Below are 18,654 nucleotides of genomic sequence, written 5' to 3'. Positions count from 1 at the left end.
CCGCATCTCGATCACAGCTTGTACACATCGGACGATAGATCAGCTCAACTGTGACCACCTCGTTACCGCATCGGTGTGTCGGATCCGATAGATGAAGCACTTCTCAGCACGAGCTTCATCCGGGTGCCTCCGTCCGGTCGCGGATGGGCGCTCACCTCGCCGCCCTGGGCCCTGGCCAGGCTGCGCACGATGTAGAGACCGAGCCCGACGCCGCCGAATCTTCTGCGGTCACCGCTGTCCACCTGCACGAACCGTTCGAAGACGCGCTCCCGGTCCGAGGGCGCGATGCCGACGCCCTCGTCGTCGACCACCACGGTCACCCCGCCGTTCTCGGGCCAGGCCGCCACCCTGATCAAGCCGCCCTTGGGCGAGTACTTGAAGGCGTTCTCCAGGAGCTGCCCGAGGACGATGTCGGTGGCGAGCGCGTCCCCCCGCACCGGCGGCAGTCCGGCGCCGATGCTCACTTCGACCCGATGTTCGTCGGACAGCACCGGCAGCCCGAGCGTCGCCGCGTGCACCCGCTCGGCCAGATCGAACGGCTCGTCCCTGACCGCCTGCTCCTCCGCCCCCGCCCTGGCCCCCAGCAACAGGTGGTCCATGAGCTGCCCGAGCGAACGCGACCGCTCGGCGATGGTGTGCACGGCCGAGCGCCGCTCGGCGTCGCTCAGCTTGTCCCAGCGGGTGTCCAGCGTGCTGGCGAAGCCGCGCACGATCGTGATCGGGGTGCGCAACTCGTGGCTGGTCGTGGCCAGGAACAGGTCCTTGGCCTCCTCCAGCTCCTTGGCGGCGGTCACGTCGCGGAAGTCGACGACCAGCTCGCCGGTCTCCTCGATCTGCGCGCTGACCACGTCGAGCCAGCGCCCGGTGTCGAGCTGGAAGGTGAGCTTCTCACCGGGGGCGGGCAGCGGGAACGGCGGCTTCTGCCCGATGACCGTCTCGGCGGGGACGGCGGTGAGCTCGACGGCGGCCGGGTTCCACCTGAGCACCCGGCCCTCGTCGTCGAGCACCGCGATGCCGTCCGCGCTGGCGTCGAACACCGCCCGCTCGTACGCCCGCTGCCGCACCGCGTCCTGGTAGGCGACCGCGTTGCCGACCGCGATGCCCGCGTGCCCGGCGAGCAGCTCCAGCAGCTCCAGCTCCAGATGACCCGGCTTGCGCTTGGCGAACAGCGCGTAGAGGGCGCCGTACGGGCGGCCGCCGACCGCGGCGAGACCCAGCGCGATCGTGTGCAGCCCCTTCAGCTCGGCCCACACCAGGCCGTCGAGCTCCTGTGACTCCAGCATGACGGTCTTGCCGGTGCGCAGCAGCTTGCCGACCAGGCTGGAGTGCAGGTCGGCGGTGCTGTCCTGCAGCGTGCGCGGAAGCTGGTAGGTGCTGACCAGCCGCACCCGCTCCCCGTCGATGAGCACGAACCCGCCCGCATCCGCGCCGGTCAGCTCGGTGAGGCTGGCCGTGATCCGTTCGAGCACGGCGGGCAGGTCCAGCTCGGCGTTGATGTCGCCCACCACGTCGGTGAGCCGCCGCACCAGCCTGGCCCGGCGCGCCATCCGGTTCTTGGCGGCGTCGTCCATCCGGACCAGGTGGTACACGCAGACGTAGCCGGCCACCGCGCTCCCCGTGAGCAGCGCGCTGATGTCCACCCGCACGTCGAGCAGCTCCCCGTCGCCGCGCACCCGCTTGGTGCGCAGCGAGACCTGCTCGCCCGTACGGACCCGCTCCAGAACGGCGTGGTGCTCGGCGGTCAGCTCCTCCGGCACGATCGGCGCCCTGCGCCCCAGCATCTCCTCGGCGCTCCAGCCGAAGAGCCGCTCCGCCGCCGCGTTCCAGACCAGGACACTCTGGTCCCTGTCGAAGGCCACCACGGCGTTGGGCGAGCTGTCGAGCACAGCGCGGGCTATCTCATCGTCACTCCCAGCCCTTAGGTCCCCCACATCTCCATAGTGCCTGTGGCGTGGCGCTCATGCCGGGCGATCCGTCCGATACGCTGCGGTCACGGCATTTCCGTGGCTGGCTGAAGAGGGTGAAAGCATGTCAGGCGACCTCGAAGCCCTGCTGCGGGTGACATCCGACACCTACCGTGACGACCGGCCGCTCGACGTCGCCTTCGGCACCTATGACGGCGCGGTCGGCCGGCTGGTGCTCGCGGTGACGACCCGGGGCATCGCCTCCTGCAGCTTCGAGGACGAGCAGATCGTGTACGAACGCGTCGCCAAGCAGGTCGGCAGCCTCATCGGCCCCGAGGCCCGGCGGCTGGACCCGGTGCGCAGGGAGCTGGACGCCTACTTCTCCGGCCGGCTGCGGGCCTTCGCCACGCCGGTCGACCTGGCCCTCGCCACCTCCTTCGCGCGCACGGTGCTGCAGAAGACGATGGCGGTCCCGTACGGCACGACCACCACGATGGAGCGGATCGGCGAGCTCATCGGCCGGCCACGCGCGCTGCGCGCGGTCGGCAACGCGCTCAACTCCAACCCCGTGTGCGTGATCGTGCCGTGTCACCGGGTGGTGCGTGAGGACGGCGAGCTCGGCGACTACGCCGGAGGCGTGGCCGCCAAGCGGCACCTGCTCAACGTCGAGCGTCGCGAGTCGCGCGCCTGAGCGCGCCCACCGCCAGCGTGACCAGGGCCGCCACGATGGCGGCGCCCAGCGCGCCGTTCATCCAGGGCTCCCTGGTGAAGCCGATCGCCTCGCGGACTCCGGTCCACATCCCGTCCCACGCGGCGACCGTGGGGGTCGAGGTGGTCAGCCAGTAGGCGGCGAAGCCGAGCGCCCAGGGCAGCAGCATCGACCAGCGGGAGGGCGCGTTCTCGGCGGTGTTCCAGCGGGCCCCGCCGCCGAGCAGGAAGTAGTCCACGGCCAGCACCGCGAACATGGGCACGAAGACCGCGCCGATCAGGCCGAGGAAGGCGCCGTAGGACGTCACGTCGACCACCAGCGCGATGGCGACGGTCAGCACGCCGATGGCGATACTGAGGATCCGCCGGTCGACCCGCGGCATGAGGTTCTGCAGCGAGACCGTCGTGGAGTAGACGTTGGCGAAGGACTGGTCAGCCTCGCGCAGCACCAGGATGGCGAAGAACAGCGCGCCCAGCGGCGCGGCCACGAAGGGCACGAACACCGCCGTGCTGTCGGCCGCCACCGCCCCGGCGCCCGCGATGGCCACCGCGTAGACGCCGAGCCCGAGGCAGGCGACCTGGGCCAGGGTGTAGCCGCCGACGACCCCGGTGAAGGCCGCCCGGCTGGACCTGGAGTGCCGGGCGAAGTCGGCGGCGAGCGGCACCCACGACACCGACAGCGCGATCACGTAGTCGACCGCGGGCATGAACGCCGCCCACGTCCCGCCCGTCTGCGGCGGCGCGTCCCCGAGGAACTGCACGGCGAACCAGACGAGCGAGACGATCACGGCGATGGTGATGTAGCGGCGCAGCAGCCTGATCGCGCCGAGCGGCCAGATGGTCAGCACCGTGGTCAGCACCCCGGCGACGATCACCCACACCGCGTACGGGACGGTGTCGCCGAAGATGGCCATCGCACCCATGGAGATGACCCAGAGCTCGAACGCGCCCCAGCCGATCATCTGGATGATGTTGAGCACCGTCGGGATGTAGGACAGCCGGGCCCCGAACAGCCCGCGCAGCAGCACCATCGCCGGCTGCCCGGTCTGCGTGCCGGGGATCGCCGACAGCCCCACCATGGCGGTGCCGATCAGGCTGCCCACGACCGTCGCGGTCAGCGCGGCGGCCAGCGTCAGCGGGGCGCCGCCCAGCGGGTCGATCAGGAACAGCGCCCCGGAGAAGCCCAGCAGGCTGACGGCCAGGTTGGCCCAGAGCGCGCCCTGGTCGAGCACCCCCAGCGTCTTGGGGGCCGCGCTCTCCAGAGTGAGGGGAACTTCGTCATCGTGGACGGCATGCGACATCGCGCACTCCCTACGCCGGCATTACCCGGACAGGTTCATGCGGTCGGCAGCAGCGGTAGCTACCCTCTCAGCCTGGTTGCCCCAAGCTCCCGCGGGGGTTTGGCACACGAGGCCGGGATCATCCCAGCTCGCGCCCCCATGATGCACCATTCGTCATAGATCGGCCACCACCGGGGGCTGCGATCGCCTCCCCTGGGAGAGTCCGGGCAGGTCCGCGGGAGTACAGCTGCGTGCGTTCGCCGCGCTCACCGAGAACGAGGGCAGGAGGGCTGCCCACTTCATCATCACATCGGGTGACCAGGCGTATTCCCGGCGTATTCCAGGCTGCTGCCGACGCGTGCAACGATCACTCCGGTGAACCTCGGGCCGCCGGAATCGCTCGTGTCAGCAGGGATTCGAGCATGGCGAAGCCTCGTTGAAGGTCGTGTTCCACCCCGCTGGCATCAGGCGCTACTGGAGCGGGCGAGACACCGTCCTGCGCGGGACATTCACCTTCGAGACCTGACACTCAGGCAGAGCCCCGCACAGTGCGCACGCCCCGAGGCCAACCGAAACATCTCTTGCTGGAGGACTGTTGAAGACACGCATTCTGGGCGCCGTGCTGGCAACCGCAGCGTTGAGCGGGCTGCTGGTGGCAAGCCCGGCGCAGGCGAAAGACGGGGTGTCCACCGCCCGCGTAGACCCCAAGGGCGACATGGGTGGCGGGTCCGTCCGGGCGACCGTCGACTTCGTCAGCCGGACGAAGGTCGTCTATCGGAACTTCACGGTGCGCGACCTCTGTCCCGGGGACAACCTTCCGGTGCGGGCCCGGGTTTACTGGAAACACACCGACGGAACCACCGGGCACAGCGCCTGGAAGTCGGACACCAACGGCTGCGGCGACAACGGCACCAACTTCGGAAACATCACCCGCACCGGCTCCAAGTCCATATCGAGGGTCTACCTGGAGGTGTCGGTCTACATCCGACCAGGCCAGAGGGCTTACGACCTCAGCGAGACCCGATACAACCAGTACGTGCACCCGGGCCGCTGACGCTCAGGCTTTCAGCTGGTCGGGCCATCTGCAACCGTGCGGGTGGCCCTTGACCTGCGTCGCAACGCAGTACGGCCGATGACGGCACGATGTTGACAGGTTCGTTCAGGCGACGAAGGGCTGCTGCCCCGTCTCGCTCACCATCGGCCGCTTCTCGTGCTCCCAGGACCGCATGCCGCCGTCGACGTTGATGGCATCGCGGCCGAGCTGGTTGAGCCAGGCCGCCACCTGCAGCGACCGGCCGCCCGACCGGCAGATGATGTGGACGGTCCGCTCACTGGGGACCTCGTCCACGCGGGACTGGATCTGCGTCATGGGAATGTGCACCGCCTCGGGGGCGTGGCCCGCCACCCATTCGTCCTGCTCGCGGACGTCCAGCAGGTAGGCGTCGGCGGGGACGTCTCGGACCTTGACTTCGGGAACCGTCATGTCTCCATCATCTCGCGTCGCGCGTCGTACGCCGCACGCGCTTCGGCGATCTCCTGCTGGTGCTGCTCGGTCCAAGTCACCAGCGACTTGATCGTCTCGTGCAGCGTGCGGCCGAGCGGCGTGAGCGCGTAGTCGACGCGCGGTGGCACCACGGGGTGGACGGTACGGTCGACCAGGCCGTCACGTTCGAGCTGGCGCAGCGTGACGCTGAGCATCCGCTGGCTGACGCCGTCGATCTCGCGGCGCAGCTGGGTGAAGCGCAGGCTCTGGCAGTCGAGCAGGGCGATGACGAGCAGCGACCACTTGTCCGCGACGCGGTCGAGGATCTGCCGGACCTCGCAGCCCTCCCTGACGTCCCACTGGCGGATGTCGTAGTCGTCGTCGGGGACGGTGCCGTCGAAGTAACCGAGTGACTTTGAAGTGCCGTCTTCCATGCCTGTTCATGCTGCCGCATGATGTGGACGGTTACAAGAGGTAACTGATGTGCGCGAACGTAACCGGGGGATTCCACCATGATTGCTGACGAACGACTCAGAGGCCGCCCACTGGGCGTGCTGATGGTGCTGTGCGGGGCGATCTTTCTTGAGGGCATCGACGTCGCCATGCTGAACGTCGCGCTGCCTGCCATCCGCGCCGACCTCGGGCTGTCGACCACGATGCTGAGCGGCGTGGTCAGCGCCTACGTGCTGGGCTACGGCGGATTCATGCTCCTCGGCGGCCGGGCGGCCGACCTGCTGGGCAGGCGCAGGATGTTCCTGCTCTGGCTGACCGTGTTCCTGATCTTCTCCGGGCTGGGCGGCTTCGCGAACGAGGGGTGGGTGCTGCTGGTCGCCAGGTTCGTCACCGGGGTGGCCGCGGGATTCATGACCCCCGCGGGGCTCTCGCTGATCACCACCGGCTTCGCCGAGGGCAGACTGCGCAACAAGGCCCTGCTGATCTACGCGGGGACGGCCGCCGCCGGCTTCGCGCTCGGCCTGGTGATCGGCGGCCTGCTGACCGCACTCGGCTGGCGGTGGGTGTTCTTCGCGCCGGTGATCCTGGCGCTGGCGATCCTGCTCACCGCCATCCCGCTGATCAAGGAGCCCGCCGTGCCGCCGCGCGCCGGCGGCCGGTTCGATCTGCCGGGCGCGGCGACCATCACCGGCGCGATGATGCTGCTGGTCTATGGCGTGGTACGGCTGGAGCACCCGGCCGAGGGCTGGGTCTGGACCGCCGCCGTGTTCGCCGGCGGGCTGGCGCTGGTGGCGGCGTTCGTGGCCATCGAGCGCCGCTCGGCCGAGCCGCTGATCCGCCTCGGCGTGTTCCGATCGGGGGCGCTGGTGCGCGCGAACCTGGCGGCGATCCTGCTCACCGCCGCGTTCTTCGGCTTCCAGTTCCTGATCACCCTCTACCTGCAGGAACTGCGCGGCTGGTCGGCGATCCAGACCGGCCTCGCGCTGCTCGCCGCCGCCGCCGACGTGGTCCTCGCGCCCACCCTCACGCCCGTGCTGGTCAACCGCTTCGGCAACGCCCGGGTGATCTTCGGCGGCCTGGTGTCCGGGCTGGTGGCCTTCATCCTGTTCCTGGGCGTCGGGATGGACTGGACGTACGCGGCCATGCTGCCGTCGATGCTGCTGATCGGGCTGATGTTCGCCTTCGTGTACGGCCCGCTGACGATCGTCGCGACCGAGGGGATCGACGAGCACGAGCAAGGGCTGGCCGGCGGGCTGATCAACACGTCCTTCCAGTTCGGCGCCGCGCTCGGGCTGTCGGCGGTCACCGCCGTCAACGTGGCCGCGCTGGCCGCGGGCTCGACCGGGATCGACGCCCTGCGCGCGGGGCTGGCGGTGCCGGTGGCGGCCACGCTGCTCGCGGCCGTCATCGTCGCCTCCGGCCTGCGCGGGCGGACCCGGGCCCCGGTGCCCGCCCGCGTGTAGGCCGCTACTTCAGCAGCTTGGACAGGCGGCGATCGGCCAGCGGTTTGCCGCCCGTCTGGCAGGTGGGGCAGTACTGCAGCGAGGAGTCGGCGAAGGAGACCTCGCGGATCGTGTCACCGCACACGTCGCACGGCTGCCCGGCCCGGTTGTGGACCCGCAGGCCGGACTTCTTCTCCGCCTTGAGGTCCTTGGCCGCCAGGCCGTGCGCCCGCTCCACCGCCTCGCGCAGCGTGGTGATGATGGCCTCGTGCAGGTCGGCGATCTGGTCGTCGGTCAGCGACGCCGCGATCTTGAACGGGGACATCCTCGCCGCGTGCAGCACCTCGTCGGAGTAGGCGTTGCCGATGCCGGCGATCACCTTCTGGTCGCGCAGCAAACCCTTGATCTGGGTACGGTTCCCGCCCACGATGCGCTTGAGCGCGGCCACGTCGAAGGCGTCGTCGAGCGGATCGGGGCCGAGCGCGGCGACACCCGGCACATCATCCGGATTTTTCGTGACATATACGGCGAGGCGTTTCTGCGTCCCCGCCTCGGTCAACTCGAAGCCGGGCGTGAGTCCCTCATCATCGGGCGCCAGGCGCACCCGTACGGCCAGGGGGCCTTTGCCCGGCCGTACGGGCTTGGCGTTCGTCAGGTCCTCGCGCCAGCGCAGCCAGCCCGCCCGGGCCAGGTGAAAGATCAGGTGCAGCCCGTCGCAGTCCAGGTCGAGGAACTTGCCGTGCCTCGACACGCCCGTGACGGTCAGCCCGCCCAGGGCGGTGACCGGCGGATCGAAGGTCTTGAGCGCCTGGAAGGCCACCACGTCGACACCCAGGATCGTGCGCCCCACCGCCCGCTCGCGCAGGAAACCGGTGAGAGATTCCACTTCGGGAAGTTCCGGCATGCCACCAGACTACTGATCGGTTGTCCACAGCCTGTGGACGATTACGGCACCTCCCAGAACGCCAGCTCGTGCCGCATCCCCTCGACGAAGAGGGCCTCCGCCCGCACGGGGTCCGGATCGGCCTCGTCGATCATCTGCCCGATCCGCGCGGCCAGAGCCGCGAACCCGGGATCGGCGTAGGTGTCCACCCAGGCCCGGTACCGCGGCTCGACCGGCGGATTTTCCGCCAATATCTGACCCAACGTCGAATATCCCCACATACACGGATAAAGCGCGGCGAGCCCGTCCGCGTACGAACCCGCCGACTCCAACAGGAACGCCGTGTACGCCGCACAGGCGGGCCCCTTGACCGCCCCATCGAGATCCGCCCCGAACCCGGCCGACAGCGACCAGTGCAGATCCAGCTCGTCATGGAACGTGGCGTGCGCCAGGTCCACCAGATCGCCGAGGTGCTCCGCCGGCGCCTGCCAGGCCAGCCGGGCGAACACCCGGACGTAGTCGTGCAGGAACAGGTAGTCCTGCTCCAGCCACGACCGGAAGACCGGCTCGGCCAGATCACCCCGCCCGATGCCCACCACCGTGGGATGCGCGAGCTGGGCCTCCACCAGCGGCCGGCCGATCGCGTGCAACTTCGCAGAGACAGTCATGGCCAGCACGTTAGTGAAGGCGACGATCGCCTACGAAACGGACGTACCGTCTGACGGCTCCGGTGCGCGCCGCACCGGAGCCGGGCGGGGTCAGTTGGCGTCGAGGATGTCCTTGGGCACCGGCTTGTCCTCCTTGAGCGCGTTGAACAGGGCCAGCGCCTTGGTCCTGTCCCACTTGACGGCCGTGCCCCCGCCCGCGATCTCACTGCCGCCGAACGGCACCACCGTGGTCACCGGGCTGTCGCCCATGGCCAGGCCCAGCGAGAGCATGTCGAACACGCCCGTGCCGTTGTCGACGGCGACCGCCTCGGTGGCGGCCGAGGCCAGCGGGAGCGAGGTGAAGGGGTTGATCAGGACGCCCGGACTGGCCGCCTTCTTCACCACCGCGCTGAGGAACTGGCGCTGCCGCTTGGTCCGCTCGAAGTCGGGCAGCGCGCCGCCCTTGCGGGTGCGGACGTAGCCGAGCGCCTGGCCGCCGGTGAGGATCTGCTTGCCCTTCTTCAGCTTGAGGCCGGCCTTGGGGTCGTTCACGGCGGCGCGCACGTCGATCTCGACCCCGCCGACCGCGTCGACGATGTCCACGAAGCCGGCGAAGCCGATCTCCATGTAGTTGTCGATGTGCACGCCGGTGACCGTCTCGACGGTCTGGACCAGCAGCGGGGGCCCGCCGATCGCGTAGGCGGCGTTGAGCTTGTTGCGGCCCTTGCCGGGGATGGTGACCGCCGAGTCGCGGGGCAGGCTGACCAGCGTCGGCCGGTCGCCGGTGTCCGGCAGGTGCAGCAGCATCATCGAGTCGGTCCGCTGGCCCGCGCTGCGGCCCGTGGCGAGCTTCCTGCGCTGGGCGGCGGACAGGCCCTTACGGCTGTCGGAGCCGACCAGCAGCCAGTTGGTGCCGGGGGTGTCGGCGGGGCGGTCCGGGTAGTCGTCGAGAACCTTGTCGATGCCGGCCAGCTTGCCGTCGATCCAGAAGAACAGGCCCACGGTCGTCACCAGCAGCACCGCCAGGATCGCCGCGATGATCGTGAGCACGGTCCGGGCGCGGGGTCGCCTGCGTGGTGGCTTCGGACCCGCGGGGGGAGACTCCGCGCCCCCGCGCAGCGGCCTGACCGGGCTGCTGCCCGACCGCTGCTTGCCGTACACCCTGCCTTTGGGCTTCTGGTCGCCGCCATGGGGGCTCTGGTCGGCCATCGGCGAGCTGACGACGGTCGCGTCATCGGCGACCGGCGGGCCGCCCGAAGTCGGGCGCGCGCCCGGCCGCTGCGGGAACGCGTGCGCCGGAGCGCCCGCCGAGCGGGGCTCCTCGTCGTTCCTGCGCGGCAGCGGCCTGCCGTCGCCTGGCGAGCGCATGGCCCGCGTCCGATCGTCCTCAGACACTTGGTTTCTACTTCCCTTCGCTTGGCATAGACGCTACGTCCAACCCCCTGCCAGTGCAGACTTCTCGCCAAGCTTTTCCCACGGAAAAGTACGCAGAACGCGGCTTAAGTCACTCCCGGAAACAGAGAAGCAAGCTGCATCGTTAGGTTTATGGACGACCTCTACCGAAGGGAAGATCGTGTCCGCTCCGGACTCATGGAGTAGTCGCCCGTGCATGAGCACGGGTTTTCCTGAGAGCTCGCCTCGGTGAGCGCCTATGTGGGGCTGCTGGCCCTGTTCCTGCTCACCGCCGCGACAGGCTACTTCGTCGCCCAGGAGTTCGCCTTCGTCGCCGCGGACCGGGGTGTGCTGCGCGAGCAGGCCGCCGCCGGTGACGCCGCCGCCGAGAAGGCGCTGCGGGTGACCTCGCGTCTCTCCTTCATGCTGTCGGGCGCTCAGCTCGGCATCACGGTCACGGCGCTGCTCGTCGGCTTTCTGGCCGAGCCCGCCATCGCCGGGATCGTCCGTCCCTGGCTGACGGATGCCGGCCTGTCCGAGGCCATGATCGCCGGGCTGTCCGTGGCCATCGGCGTGCTCGTGGCCACCATCGTGCAGATGGTGCTGGGCGAGCTGGCCCCCAAGAACCTCGGCATCGCCAGGCCGGAGCCCGTGGCCAAGTTTCTGGCGGGCTCGACGCTGGCGTACCTGACCGTCGTGGGCCCGGTGATCCGGCTGTTCGACTCGGCGGCCACCGGCCTGCTGCGGAAGATCGGGATCGAGCCGGTCGAGGAGGTGGAGCACGGCGCCACCCCCGAGGAGCTTTCCCGGATCATCGAAGAGTCGACCGAGGCGGGCGAACTCCCCCCTCGGCTGTCAGCACTGCTGGAGCGCGCCCTGGAATTCGGCGACCACACGGCTGAGGAGATCATGGTACCGCGCCCCCGAGTGGTCGCACTCCGCGATTCTCAGCCTTTGTCCGCCTTCGTCGAGGTGATGCGGCAGTGCGGTCACTCCCGCTATCCGGTGCTCGGCGGCGACGGTGACGTGGTCGGCGTGACCGGCGTGCGCGAGTTGCTCGCCTCCGGCCTGGACGAGGGCAGGATCGCCGACATCACCCGGCCGCCGCTGCTGGTGCCCGACTCGCTGCCGCTGCCTGTGGTGCTCGACAGGATGCGCGTGGCCAAGGACGACATCGTCTGCGTCATCGACGAGTACGGCGGCCTCGCCGGTGTGATCACCGTCGAGGACCTGGCCGAGGAGCTGGTCGGCGAGCTCGTCGACGAGAACGACCCGGACCCCGTCGGCGCCGTGCGGCAGCCGGACGGCGCCTGGGAGGTGCCCGGCCGGCTCCGGCTCGACGAGGTCGAGCGGGCCACCGGCGTGGCGCTGCCCGAGAGCGACGACTACGACACCCTCGGCGGGCTGATCCTGGCCAAGCTGGGCCGGATGCCGGAGCCCGGTGACACGGTGACGGTCGAGACCGTCCCCGAGGGCGACCCGTTCACCGAGGACGAGGACCAGCACCTCGCGGAGCTGACCGTGATGTCGCTCAACCGCCGCGTGCCCGAATGGGTGCGGCTGGCGCCGACCAGGCATGTGGAGGCAGCGCGATGACGATGATCCTGATCGGTGTCGTCCTGCTGGCCTTCAACGCGCTGTTCGTGGCCGCGGAGTTCGCCTTCGTGTCCTCCAGGCGCCACCGGCTGGAGGAGATGGCCGGGGGCGGCAACCGCCTGGTCAGAATCGCCGCCAGATCGGCCGTGGGCGGCAGCCGCCAGCTCTCGCTGATGCTCGCGGGGGCCCAGCTCGGCATCACGCTCTGCACGCTGGGACTCGGGCAGGTCACCGAGCCGGCGATCGAGCACTACCTGGAGCCGGTCTTCGCCGCCGTGGGCGTGTCGGAGTCGCTGCGGCTGCCGATCGCGCTGACGATCTCGCTGGCGCTGGTGACGTTCCTGCACATGGTCGTGGGCGAGATGGCGCCCAAGTCGTGGGCGCTGACCAACCCGGAGCGGGCGGCCCTGATCCTGACGCTGCCCTTCCGCGGCTTCACCTGGGTGATGCGCCCGCTGCTGTCCTCGCTGAACGGGCTCACCAACCTGATGTTGAGCCTGTTCGGCGTGCAGCAGCGCGACGAGCTGGCCTCCACCAGGACGCCGCGTCAGCTCGCCATGCTGGTGGGCGAGTCCGGCCGGATGGGCCTGCTCGACCGGGAGGAGCACGACCTGCTGACCAGGGCGCTGCGCTTCGAGGCCGAGGGCATCGAGCGGCTGATGGTCCCGATCGGTAAGGTGACGGCCGTGCCGTCGTCCGCGGGCGCGGCCCGGATCCGGCAGGAGGCCGCGGACAGCGGTCACCTGAGGCTGCTGGTGCGCGGCGAGGGCGCCGTGGAGGGCGTCCTGCACGCCCGTGACGCCCTGCTGGAGCCCAACCGCACGGCGGGCGAGCTGGCCCGCCCGGTGCCCCGGCTGCCCTGCGTCACGCAGGTCCCTGAGGCCGTGACGGCGCTGCAGGAGACCCGCTCGCATCTGGCGCTGGTCACTGGGGCGGGCGGCGCGGTCATCGGCATGGTGAGCCTGACGGACCTTCTCGGCCAGTTGCTCGACACCCGGGCGCCGGCCGTCTGACCCCACGTTCGCTGTGGGCTAAAACACATCGCCCGGCCGAAAGTAACTCGAAAGTGAGTTGCAACCGGCCGGGCGTACTTTTCGCCCCCGGGGCCACGCCACGCGGGAAGGTTAGGTAAAAAGAAGAAGCCCCGGCTCTTGCGAACCGAGGCTGTCTTTCGTCAGTGTAGATCTACCGATTTCATCGGAGATCCGAGGTGGGCGAGGAGGGATTTGAACCCTCACGTCCTTTCGGACACACGGACCTGAACCGTGCGCGTCTGCCGTTCCGCCACTCGCCCTTGTGGGTGCTGAGAAACAGTAGCACGTAACAGCCACCAGTACTGAACCCGGATACGATCGCATAAGACACGGGAGCGGAGGAGCTGGGCGCGAGGGCCGACGAGCGCCAGGACCGCCGCGACGTGGGACGAGCGGAGACCGGGCGCCACAAGCGTCTGGGGGCCGCGATCATATGCACGGAGGAAGGGAGGTACCCGGTGGGAGTCCTTCAGCGCTTCGAGCGACGGCTCGAAGGCTTGGTTGAGGGGGCCTTTGCGCGGGCGTTCAAATCTGACCTTCAACCGGTCGAGGTCGCCAGCGCAGTGCAACGGGAGATGGACGAGCGGGCGGCGATCGTCGCCCAGGGTCGCACTCTCGTGCCCAACGACTTCGTGGTCGAGCTGTCCACGACCGACAGTGAGCGGCTTGAGGTTTACGCCGACAACATCAGCCACGAGCTGGCCAACCTCGCCAGGGAGTACGCCAAGGAACAGGGCTACTCCTTCGTGGGACCGGTCCGGGTCCGTTTCGAGACCGCCGCCGACCTGGCTGTGGGACTCTTCCGCATCAGGTCCGGCGTCATCCGTGGCGCGACGGTCGAGCAGGACGAGATTCGCCAGCCGGCGAGCGATCTGCCACCGTCTAGGCCCAACGCTTTCGGCGGGCGGCCCCGGCTGCTCGTCTCCACTCAGGACGACCCGCAGGGCGACCGCTCCTACGAGCTCACCACTCCGGTGACCTTGCTGGGACGCGGCACCGACTGTGATCTTCGTCTCGTCGACCCCGGCGTTTCGCGTCATCACGCGGAGCTACGCGTCGAGGGTCAACTGGTCGCTCTCGTCGATCTTGGATCGACGAACGGCACGTTCGTCAATGGCCAGCCGGTACGCAGAATCGAGCTCCAGAACGGCACGCGAGTGACGCTCGGACGCACGACTCTGGTGTTCCGGCGCGATTAGGGGTAGACAGACGGTCCATGTCCGAGCTCACGCTGCTGCTGATCCGGCTCGCCTTCCTGGCGGTGCTGTGGTTTTTCGTCATTGCCGCAGTCGGCGTGATCCGGACTGACTTGTTCGGGTCACGTACGGCTCCCGCCGGTCCACGCAAGGGGGTTAAGCCTGCCAAAGCCGTGGCAAAGCCCAAGAGCAAGAAGGGCGAGCCACGCCAGCTTGTTGTGACAGGTGGCCCCTTGCAAGGCACCACCATTAACCTCACGGAGACGCCCATCACCATTGGCCGGGCTAGTGACGCCACGCTGGTAGTCAGCGACGACTACGCATCCAGCCGGCATGCCCGGCTCTTCCCTCAGGACGGTCAGTGGATCGTGGAAGATCTCGGTTCAACCAACGGCACATATCTCGAGCGCTCGAAAGTCACCCGTCCGACCCCGGTGCCGCTCGGCGTTCCCGTCCGTGTCGGCAAGACAGTCATTGAATTGCGCAAATGACCATCGCACTCCGCTACGCCGCCCGCTCGGACGTCGGCCTCCTCCGCGAAGGAAACGAGGACTCGGCGTACGCTAGCGGCCGCCTGCTCGCCGTCGCGGACGGTATGGGCGGGCACGCTCACGGCGAGGTGGCGAGCTCCGTCGCCATCGCCGCAATGGCCTCACTCGACGAGGCCCAGCAGGGCGGTGACCTGCTCAACGCCATCGAAGCGGCCGTACGCGACGCCAATCGCAAGCTGCACGAGATGGTCGGACGGGACCCCAGCCTCAAGGGCATGGGCACCACACTCACCGCGATGCTCTGGCAGGGCACCCAGGTCGCGCTCGTGCACGTCGGCGACTCGCGCGCCTACCTGCTCAGACGCGGCGAGCTCTACCAGATCACCCACGACCACACCCTGGTGCAGCAGCTCGTCGACGACGGGCGCATCACCCCGGAAGAGGCCGCGACGCATCCGCAGCGCTCGATCCTGCTGCGCGCGCTCGACGGCAGCGGCGAGGTCGATCCCGACCTCACGCTGCGCGAGGCGCAGGTGGGCGACCGCTACCTGCTCTGCTCCGACGGCCTGTCGGGTGTGGTGAGCGCGGAGACGATGCACGCCACCCTCACCAACATCGACGATCCGGAAGAGGTCGTCCGCCAGCTCATCGACCTGGCGAACCGTGGGGGCGGGCCGGACAACATCACCTGCGTGCTCGCCGACGTGCTGGAGATCGGTGACGGCCAGCAGCCGCTCGCCGAGGCGGCCGTGGTCGGCGCGGCGGGCATGACCCGGCTGCCGCCAGGTCCCCACGAGACCGCTCCGGGGCGAGCCGACTCGGCCACCGCCCCGCAGCCGGTGATCAGCGGGGACGACTTCGACGAGCCGGCCGCCAGGACCTCCCGGCGGGCGGGCAAGCGCCGGCGTGTCTGGCCCGTGCTGGTCTCGGTGCTGTCCGTGGCCGTCGTCGCCGCGGGCGTCGGCGGCTATTTCGGCTGGCAGTGGACCCAGGACCAGTTCTTCGTCGGCGCGTCGGCCGACGAGGTGGTCGTGTTCCAGGGCATCCAGCAGGAAGTGGGACCCATCCAGTTCTTCTCGGTGATCCAGCGCACCGGTAAGTCCGTGTCCGAGCTCTCACCGCCCGACCAGGCTCTGATCAAGGACGGCATCGAGGTCACCACCTTGGCCGAGGGCATCACCAAGATCAACGGGCTGAGTTTCGCGAAGGACACGACGGAGCAGAAGGCCGCCCCGGCCGCCAGTTCGACGCCATCCGCGACCCCGACGAAAACGAAACCCCAGTAATGAGCGAAGTGGCCGAAGCCTCCGTGACCATGCCCGCCAAGCGGCGCGTGGCCCAACTCGCCATGCTGGCCTTCGCCGTCGTGATCGTCATGGGCGCCTACGCCAACGTGGGCCTGGCGATGGGCGGGGCGATCCCGTCGGGCATGCTGACCTACGGCCTGGGCTTGGGCGCGCTGATGCTGGCGGCCTATCTGGTGCTCGCCAGGTTCGCCCCGTGGGCGGACCCGCTGATCCTGCCGCTGGTGACGCTCATCAACGGGCTCGGCCTGGTGATGATCTTCCGGCTCTCCGAGTCGCCCTCGACGCTGCCGTCCGCCAAGCTCGCCTCACCCAGCACCCAGCTGATGTGGACGTTCGTCGGCATCCTGATGTTCAGCCTCACCCTGATCTTCCTGCGTGACCACCGCGCGCTGCAGCGGCTGACCTACACCGCCGGCGCGGTGGGCCTGATCCTGCTGATCTCGCCGCTTACCCCCTTCCTCGGCCAGGAGATCAACGGCGCCCGCATCTGGGTCGGCATTCCCGGCGTCGGCCAGATCCAGCCCGCCGAGTTCGCCAAGCTGGCGCTGGTCGTCTTCTTCGCCGGCTACCTGGTGGCCAAGCGGGACGTGCTGGCCCTGGCCGGCCGCAGACTGCTCTTCATCGACCTGCCGCGCGCCCGCGACCTCGGCCCGGTGCTCATCACCTGGGGTGTCAGCCTGGGCGTCCTGGTGATGCAGAAGGACCTGGGCTCCTCGCTGCTGCTGTTCGGCACGTTCGTCGCGATGCTCTACATCGCCACCCAGCGCAGCTCCTGGGTGATCATCGGCGTCCTGCTCTTCGTCGGCGGCGCCATCGTGGCCGGCATGCTCTTCAACCACGTGCAGGAGCGCTTCAACGTCTACCTCGACCCCAGCGATCCGGCGCTGTTCGACCAGATCGGCGGCAGCGCGCAGCTCATGCAGGGCCTGTTCGCCATGGGGTCGGGCGGCATCCTCGGCACCGGTCTCGGCCAGGGACACCCCGAGCTCATCCCGCTGGCCTTCTCCGACTTCATCTTCCCCGCCACCGGCGAGGAGCTGGGGCTGACGGGCCTGATGGCCCTGCTCATGATGTACGCCCTGCTCGTCGAGCGTGGCCTGCGCACCTCGGTCGCGGCCCGCGACCCGTTCTCCAAGCTGCTGGCCGGCGGCCTGTCGTTCCTGCTGGCCTGGCAGGTGTTCATCATCGTCGGCGGCGTGACCAACCTGATCCCGCTGACCGGTCTGGTCACTCCGTTCATGTCACAGGGCGGCTCGGCCTTGTTGTCTAACTGGATCCTTATCGCGCTGCTGGTACGCATGTCAGACGCGGCACGTAAGCCACCGCCCCAGGCGATCCAGAACGAAGGAATGACGCAGGTGTTCCAGCGATGAACGGGCCCATCAAGCGTGCGGCCGTGGCCTGCCTGGCCATGTTCGCGTTACTGATGATCAACGTGAACGTCCTCCAGGCGATCAACGCCGGGAAATACCGCGACGACGCCCGCAACACCCGCAACTACTACGACCGCTACGCGGTCCAGCGCGGCCGCATCACGGCCGGCGGCAAGGTGATCCTCGCCCAGTCCAAGGAGGCCAAGGGCGACTTCAAGTTCCTCAGGGAATACCCCGAGGCCGAGCTGTACGCGCACCTCACCGGCTTCTTCTCCCCCGAGAGCGCCTCGGCCATCGAGGCCAGCCAGAACAAGATGCTCGACGGCTCCAGCCCTGACCTGCTGCTGCAGCGCGGCATCGACCTGTTCACCGGTGAGCCGACCCGGGGCGCCAACGTCGACCTCACGATCAACCCCAAGGCGCAGAAGGCCGCCTACGACGCGCTCAAGCAGAGCGGCAAGCGCGGCGCCGTGGCGGCCATCGACCCCAAGTCCGGCGCGATCCTGGCGATGGTCTCGCTGCCCACCTACGACCCGGGCGAGCTGTCGGGCACCAACAAGGGCCAGGTGTTCGGCCGCTACGACGAGCTGGCCAAGCAGAAGTCGCAGCCGCTGCTCAACCGCAACATCGACCGCACCTACCCACCCGGCTCGACCTTCAAGGTGGTGACCGCCGCGGCCTTCCTGGAGGACGACTCCGGCCGGGACGCCCAGACCGTGGTCGACGCGCCGCAGGTGCTGCAGCTGCCCAACACCACCGCGGGGCTGCCCAACTACGGCGGCGCGGCCTGTGGCTCCGGGCAGGTCACGCTCGTCTTCGCGCTGGAGAAGTCCTGTAACACGCCGTTCGGCAGCATCGGCATGGACCTCGGCTACGACAAGATGAACGAGCAACTGACGAAGTTCGGCGCGGGGCAGCCGCTGGCCGTCCCGATGTCGGTGGCGAAGAGCAGCTTCGGCGAGAAGGAGGACCAGGCCGCGGTCGCCCAGGCCTCCATCGGCCAGCGCAGCGTCCAGATGACGCCGCTGCAGATGGCCATGATCGCCGCGGGCATCGCCAACGACGGCACGGTCATGAAGCCCTACCTGGTCAACAAGATCACCGACGCCAAGGGCGACACGCTCGACGAGGCCGATCCCGAGGAGTTCAGCGAGGCGATCAGCTCGGAGACCGCGGGCAAGCTGCGCGACATGATGGTCAGCGTCGTCGCCAACGGCACCGCGAACCGGGCGCAGATTCCCGGCGTCGACGTGGCCGGCAAGACCGGCACCGCGGAGACCGCCGACGGTCAGCCGCCGCACGCCTGGTTCATCTCCTTCGCCCCCGCCAACGATCCGAAGATCGCACTGGCGGTGCTCGTGGAGTCCGGCGCCGCGAAGGTGGGCGCCGAGGCCACGGGCGGCGGCACGGCCGCGCCGATTGCAAAGGTCGTAATGGAGGCGGTGCTGAACCAGTGATGGACGGT

General features: G+C 69.2%; 17 protein-coding genes, 1 tRNA gene and 1 riboswitch. Of the genes, 10 read left to right on the top strand and 8 right to left on the bottom strand.

Annotation, left to right across the window (positions count from 1 at the left end; genetic code table 11):
• Positions 1 to 62: 62 nt before the first annotated feature.
• Positions 63 to 1,886: a PAS domain S-box protein gene (locus OHA68_RS14185; protein ID WP_327108044.1), complete on the bottom strand. Its 1,824-nt coding sequence runs from the start codon at positions 1,884 to 1,886 to the stop codon at positions 63 to 65.
• A 142-nt stretch (positions 1,887 to 2,028) separates the two neighbouring features.
• On the opposite strand from OHA68_RS14185, the gene OHA68_RS14180 reads away from it, so the two are divergent.
• Positions 2,029 to 2,595: a methylated-DNA--[protein]-cysteine S-methyltransferase gene (locus OHA68_RS14180; protein ID WP_327108043.1), complete on the top strand. Its 567-nt coding sequence runs from the start codon at positions 2,029 to 2,031 to the stop codon at positions 2,593 to 2,595.
• On the opposite strand, the gene OHA68_RS14175 is transcribed toward OHA68_RS14180, so the two are convergent.
• Positions 2,564 to 3,913 carry a purine-cytosine permease family protein gene (locus tag OHA68_RS14175; protein ID WP_327108042.1) on the bottom strand — a complete coding sequence of 450 codons (1,350 nt, stop codon included), beginning with the start codon at positions 3,911 to 3,913 and terminating at the stop codon, positions 2,564 to 2,566. The two genes, OHA68_RS14180 and OHA68_RS14175, sit on opposite strands and share 32 nt — an antisense overlap.
• A riboswitch (TPP riboswitch) is annotated at positions 3,904 to 4,016 on the bottom strand. (Overlaps the previous gene by 10 nt.)
• 471 nt (positions 4,017 to 4,487) lie before the next feature.
• Between OHA68_RS14175 and OHA68_RS14170 the strand changes: the two genes are divergently transcribed.
• Positions 4,488 to 4,946 carry a hypothetical protein gene (locus OHA68_RS14170; RefSeq protein WP_327108041.1) on the top strand — a complete coding sequence of 153 codons (459 nt, stop codon included), beginning with the start codon at positions 4,488 to 4,490 and terminating at the stop codon, positions 4,944 to 4,946.
• A 105-nt stretch (positions 4,947 to 5,051) separates the two neighbouring features.
• On the opposite strand, the gene OHA68_RS14165 is transcribed toward OHA68_RS14170, so the two are convergent.
• The gene (locus tag OHA68_RS14165) at positions 5,052 to 5,375 is read right to left on the bottom strand and encodes a rhodanese-like domain-containing protein (protein WP_189137427.1); all 324 of its coding nucleotides are present in this window, start codon (positions 5,373 to 5,375) and stop codon (positions 5,052 to 5,054) included.
• Positions 5,372 to 5,809 (bottom strand): winged helix-turn-helix transcriptional regulator, encoded by a 438-nt coding sequence (locus OHA68_RS14160; protein WP_189137428.1) that lies wholly within the window; start codon positions 5,807 to 5,809, stop codon positions 5,372 to 5,374. The genes OHA68_RS14165 and OHA68_RS14160 overlap by 4 nt, the downstream gene beginning before the upstream one ends.
• A 78-nt stretch (positions 5,810 to 5,887) precedes the next feature.
• Between OHA68_RS14160 and OHA68_RS14155 the strand changes: the two genes are divergently transcribed.
• On the top strand, positions 5,888 to 7,291 hold the full coding sequence (locus OHA68_RS14155) for an MFS transporter (protein ID WP_327108040.1): 1,404 nt from the start codon (positions 5,888 to 5,890) through the stop codon (positions 7,289 to 7,291).
• Between the two features lie 4 nt (positions 7,292 to 7,295).
• Here the strand turns inward: OHA68_RS14155 and OHA68_RS14150 are convergent, their stop codons facing one another.
• The 3 genes from OHA68_RS14150 to OHA68_RS14140 form a co-directional block, all read right to left on the bottom strand.
• Positions 7,296 to 8,174: an Fpg/Nei family DNA glycosylase gene (locus tag OHA68_RS14150; protein WP_327108039.1), complete on the bottom strand. Its 879-nt coding sequence runs from the start codon at positions 8,172 to 8,174 to the stop codon at positions 7,296 to 7,298.
• A gap of 41 nt (positions 8,175 to 8,215) precedes the next feature.
• Positions 8,216 to 8,821, bottom strand: coding sequence for a TenA family protein (locus OHA68_RS14145; protein ID WP_327108038.1), 606 nt, complete (start codon positions 8,819 to 8,821; stop codon positions 8,216 to 8,218).
• A gap of 90 nt (positions 8,822 to 8,911) precedes the next feature.
• Positions 8,912 to 10,195, bottom strand: a complete 1,284-nt coding sequence (locus OHA68_RS14140) for an LCP family protein (RefSeq protein WP_327108037.1) — start codon at positions 10,193 to 10,195, stop codon at positions 8,912 to 8,914.
• A 246-nt stretch (positions 10,196 to 10,441) separates the two neighbouring features.
• Between OHA68_RS14140 and OHA68_RS14135 the strand changes: the two genes are divergently transcribed.
• On the top strand, positions 10,442 to 11,788 hold the full coding sequence (locus OHA68_RS14135) for a hemolysin family protein (protein WP_327108036.1): 1,347 nt from the start codon (positions 10,442 to 10,444) through the stop codon (positions 11,786 to 11,788).
• The gene (locus tag OHA68_RS14130) at positions 11,785 to 12,801 is read left to right on the top strand and encodes a hemolysin family protein (protein ID WP_327108035.1); all 1,017 of its coding nucleotides are present in this window, start codon (positions 11,785 to 11,787) and stop codon (positions 12,799 to 12,801) included. The genes OHA68_RS14135 and OHA68_RS14130 overlap by 4 nt, the downstream gene beginning before the upstream one ends.
• 198 nt (positions 12,802 to 12,999) lie before the next feature.
• Here the strand turns inward: OHA68_RS14130 and OHA68_RS14125 are convergent.
• Positions 13,000 to 13,082 (bottom strand) — tRNA-Leu (locus tag OHA68_RS14125).
• 198 nt (positions 13,083 to 13,280) lie between these two features.
• Between OHA68_RS14125 and OHA68_RS14120 the strand changes: the two genes are divergently transcribed.
• From OHA68_RS14120 to OHA68_RS14100, 5 genes are read left to right on the top strand one after another with little or no spacing between them, the layout of a single operon-like run.
• The gene (locus OHA68_RS14120) at positions 13,281 to 14,021 is read left to right on the top strand and encodes an FhaA domain-containing protein (RefSeq protein ID WP_189137434.1); all 741 of its coding nucleotides are present in this window, start codon (positions 13,281 to 13,283) and stop codon (positions 14,019 to 14,021) included.
• 17 nt (positions 14,022 to 14,038) lie between these two features.
• Positions 14,039 to 14,509: an FHA domain-containing protein FhaB/FipA gene (locus OHA68_RS14115; RefSeq protein ID WP_189137435.1), complete on the top strand. Its 471-nt coding sequence runs from the start codon at positions 14,039 to 14,041 to the stop codon at positions 14,507 to 14,509.
• Positions 14,506 to 15,795: a Stp1/IreP family PP2C-type Ser/Thr phosphatase gene (locus OHA68_RS14110; RefSeq protein ID WP_327108034.1), complete on the top strand. Its 1,290-nt coding sequence runs from the start codon at positions 14,506 to 14,508 to the stop codon at positions 15,793 to 15,795. The genes OHA68_RS14115 and OHA68_RS14110 overlap by 4 nt, the downstream gene beginning before the upstream one ends.
• Positions 15,795 to 17,189, top strand: a complete 1,395-nt coding sequence (locus OHA68_RS14105) for an FtsW/RodA/SpoVE family cell cycle protein (RefSeq protein WP_327108033.1) — start codon at positions 15,795 to 15,797, stop codon at positions 17,187 to 17,189. Before OHA68_RS14110 ends, OHA68_RS14105 begins: the two co-directional genes overlap by 1 nt.
• Entirely contained in the window at positions 17,186 to 18,646 is a 1,461-nt protein-coding gene (locus tag OHA68_RS14100; RefSeq protein WP_327108032.1) for a peptidoglycan D,D-transpeptidase FtsI family protein, read from the top strand. The genes OHA68_RS14105 and OHA68_RS14100 overlap by 4 nt, the downstream gene beginning before the upstream one ends.
• The last annotated feature ends 8 nt before the right edge of the window (positions 18,647 to 18,654 follow it).

It is taken from the genome of Nonomuraea glycinis, from assembly GCF_035920485.1.
Classification (GTDB): Bacteria; Actinomycetota; Actinomycetes; order Streptosporangiales; family Streptosporangiaceae; genus Nonomuraea; species Nonomuraea glycinis.
The sequence above is the reverse complement of the archived record's forward strand: the minus strand, read 5'-3'. Positions and strand labels throughout refer to the sequence as shown.